A 2,400-nucleotide genomic window follows, 5' to 3' on the forward strand; every position below is an offset into this window, starting at 1 on the left:
GCGCTGGCCACCGTCTATCTCAACGAGGTCGTGAACTTCGGTCACGGCCACTAACCCAAGCTACTTCTCAAGAGGACTATTCAAATGGAAGCTGAAGCCGCGAAGCTTATCGGCGCTGGCCTCGCCACCTCGGGCATGATCGGGGCCGGCGTCGGTCTCGGCACCTTGTTCGGCAACTACCTGCAAGCCGCGATCCGCAACCCGGCCGCCGCCGCCAGCCAGCAAACCATGCTGTTCCTGGGCATGGCGCTGACCGAAACCATGGGCCTGTTCGCCTTCGTGGTCTCGCTGATCATCCTGTTCGCCTAAGCCGACGACCGGGCGACTGGCGATGCAATCTCACGACGACGCAGCCGCGACGGGCCACACGCCCGCCGCGCCTGGCCATGAGGCCGGGGCAGCTGGCGCTCACGAGGGCGCGGCGGCTGGACACGAGTCCAGCGGCCTGCCCCAGTTCGACTTCTCCCAGTGGCCCGGGCAGATCGCCTGGTTCCTGATCATGTTCTTCGTCGTGATGGCGTTCATGCGCTTCTTCGCGACGCCGAAGCTGGGCGGAACGATCGAGGCGCGAGACGGCAAGATCGCCGGCGACATCGCCGACGCCCGGCGCATGAAGGATGAGGCCGACACCCAGGCCCAGACCGCAGCCGCCGAAGCCGCCCAGGGCCATGCCCAGGCGCGGAAGGTGGCGGCCGACGCCCGGGCCAAGGCCCAGGCCGAGATCGCCGCACGTCTGGCCGAGGAAGAGGCCAAGCTGGCGGTCGTCGCCGCCGAAGCCGAGGCGCGTATCGCCAAGGCTCGCGATGCGGCCATGACCAACGTCGCGTCGATCGGCGGCGAGACCGCCCGATCGATCGTGGAAAAGCTTACCGGCAAGGCCGCCACCCCGGCCGAACTGGCCAGCGCGGCCCGGGGATAGACGATGGCGCTTCTTCTCGACACCCACTTCTGGGTCGGCCTGGCCCTGATCGTGTTCCTGGCCATCCTTGTGATGGCCGGGGTCCACAAGTTCGCCTGGAAGGCGCTCGGCGACGCCGGGGCCAAGGTCCAGGCGCAGCTCGACGAAGCCGCGGCTCTGCGCGCCGAGGCTCAAGCCCTACTCGAAGGCATCAAGCGTCAGCGTGATGAGGCCGAGAAGGCGGCGGCCGAGATGCTGGCCAACGCTCAAGAGGACGCCAAGCGCATGGCGGTGGAGGCCCAGGCCAACCTCGCCGAGCAGATCAAGCGGCGCGGCGCCCTGGCCGAACGCAAGATCGCCAACGCCGAGGCCCAGGCCACCGCGGAGGTGAAGGCCGCCGCTGCTGAGCTCGCTGCCCAGATGGCGGAGGATGTGCTGGTCAAGCGGCTGGCCGGCGCCACGAGCGACCCGCTGGTCGACGGCGCCATCAAGCAACTGGCGAGCAAGCTGCAATAGGGCTGCGGAATACGAAGACGGCGGGCCCTGCGGCCCGCCGTTTCTATTTGGCGGCTTGAACGACGGCGCGACGGCGGCGCAGCAGGCGGCGCAGCGGCGAGATCACTTTCGGGTGGGCGTGTTGCAGCCGCACGAAATGGCGCCGCGCCTTGAACGAATTGCGCAGGACGACCATCAATCCGACCACGATCACCGGGATGCCGCCCGGACCGGGGATGGGGGCGATCAGGATCCCCAGCAGCACGATCAAAGCGCCCACCGCCACGAACCCAGCGCGCACGAGTCGCGCCGCGAAAACGCGGTTGGCGGCGTCGGGCGCGCGATGAGCGCGCATGCTGGGCATGGCGTAGGACACGTACGTTCACTCTGGGTTTGCGCCCGCGCGCCGTTCTTGGGGAGGACCGGCGGTCAAGCTCGCTTCGATATGAGAACGTACTAGGGAGTCGTAAAGACGACCCTGCAGTTAAATTTCGTCCACGCGGCGCTATTCAGCTGCGATCGGCGCCGGAGACACACTTGCGGCCTCCGGTTTCCACGTGAGACGCGGTTTCCGGGCCGCCAGGGTCTCATCCAGCCGCCGCATGGGCGCCAGGTAGGGCGCCCCTTTGAACCGCTCCACGTCGCCGGCCTTGGCCGCCTGGGCCAGGACGGTGAGCGCATGGCAGAAGCGGTCGAGCTCCTGCTTGGACTCCGTCTCGGTCGGTTCGATCAGCATCGCCCCATGCACGACCAGGGGGAAGTACATGGTCATGGGATGGAAGCCCTCGTCGATCATCGCCTTGGCGAAGTCGAGGGTGGTGACATCGGTCCCCTCCAGCCAGGTGTCGTCGAACAGGGCCTCGTGCATGCAAGGACCGTCCGGGAAGGCCGGGGTCATCACGGCCGAGAGCTTGGCCTTGATGTAGTTGGCGTTCAGCACCGCGTCCTCGGCGACCTGGCGCAGGCCGTCGGAGCCGTGGCTCAGCATGTAGGCGTAGGCGCGGACA

The 2,400-nt window shown here is 67.7% G+C and carries 4 protein-coding genes and 1 pseudogene; 3 read left to right on the forward strand and 2 right to left on the reverse strand.

What is annotated here, in order from left to right; genetic code table 11:
• Window positions 1-84 precede the first annotated feature (84 nt).
• Genes RMO04_RS20450 through RMO04_RS20460 form a run of 3 tightly spaced genes read left to right on the forward strand, consistent with a single transcriptional unit; the run spans window position 85 to window position 1,414 of the window.
• Window positions 85-309 (forward strand): F0F1 ATP synthase subunit C, encoded by a 225-nt coding sequence (locus RMO04_RS20450; RefSeq protein ID WP_309646613.1) that lies wholly within the window; start codon window positions 85-87, stop codon window positions 307-309.
• A 22-nt stretch (window positions 310-331) separates the two neighbouring features.
• Complete coding sequence (locus tag RMO04_RS20455; protein WP_309646614.1) at window positions 332-919, forward strand: hypothetical protein; 588 nt, start codon at window positions 332-334, stop codon at window positions 917-919.
• Window positions 920-922: 3 nt separating this feature from the next.
• Window positions 923-1,414, forward strand: a complete 492-nt coding sequence (locus RMO04_RS20460) for an ATP F0F1 synthase subunit B (RefSeq protein WP_309646615.1) — start codon at window positions 923-925, stop codon at window positions 1,412-1,414.
• Window positions 1,415-1,457: 43 nt separating this feature from the next.
• Here the strand turns inward: RMO04_RS20460 and RMO04_RS20465 are convergent, their stop codons facing one another.
• The gene (locus RMO04_RS20465) at window positions 1,458-1,769 is read right to left on the reverse strand and encodes a hypothetical protein (protein WP_309646616.1); all 312 of its coding nucleotides are present in this window, start codon (window positions 1,767-1,769) and stop codon (window positions 1,458-1,460) included.
• Between the two features lie 129 nt (window positions 1,770-1,898).
• A pseudogene (locus RMO04_RS20470) lies at window positions 1,899-2,400 on the reverse strand (aminomethyl-transferring glycine dehydrogenase subunit GcvPB); the annotation flags it as partial.

This window comes from Phenylobacterium sp. (genome assembly GCF_031412415.1).
GTDB lineage: Bacteria > Pseudomonadota > Alphaproteobacteria > Caulobacterales > Caulobacteraceae > Phenylobacterium.

Bases quoted from the DNA above. Each gene is read 5' to 3' on its own strand.
- RMO04_RS20450 (WP_309646613.1), top strand. From the start codon at position 85: ATGGAAGCTGAAGCCGCGAAGCTTATCGGCGCTGGCCTCGCCACCTCG.
- RMO04_RS20455 (WP_309646614.1), top strand. From the start codon at position 332: ATGCAATCTCACGACGACGCAGCCGCGACGGGCCACACGCCCGCCGCG.
- RMO04_RS20460 (WP_309646615.1), top strand. From the start codon at position 923: ATGGCGCTTCTTCTCGACACCCACTTCTGGGTCGGCCTGGCCCTGATC.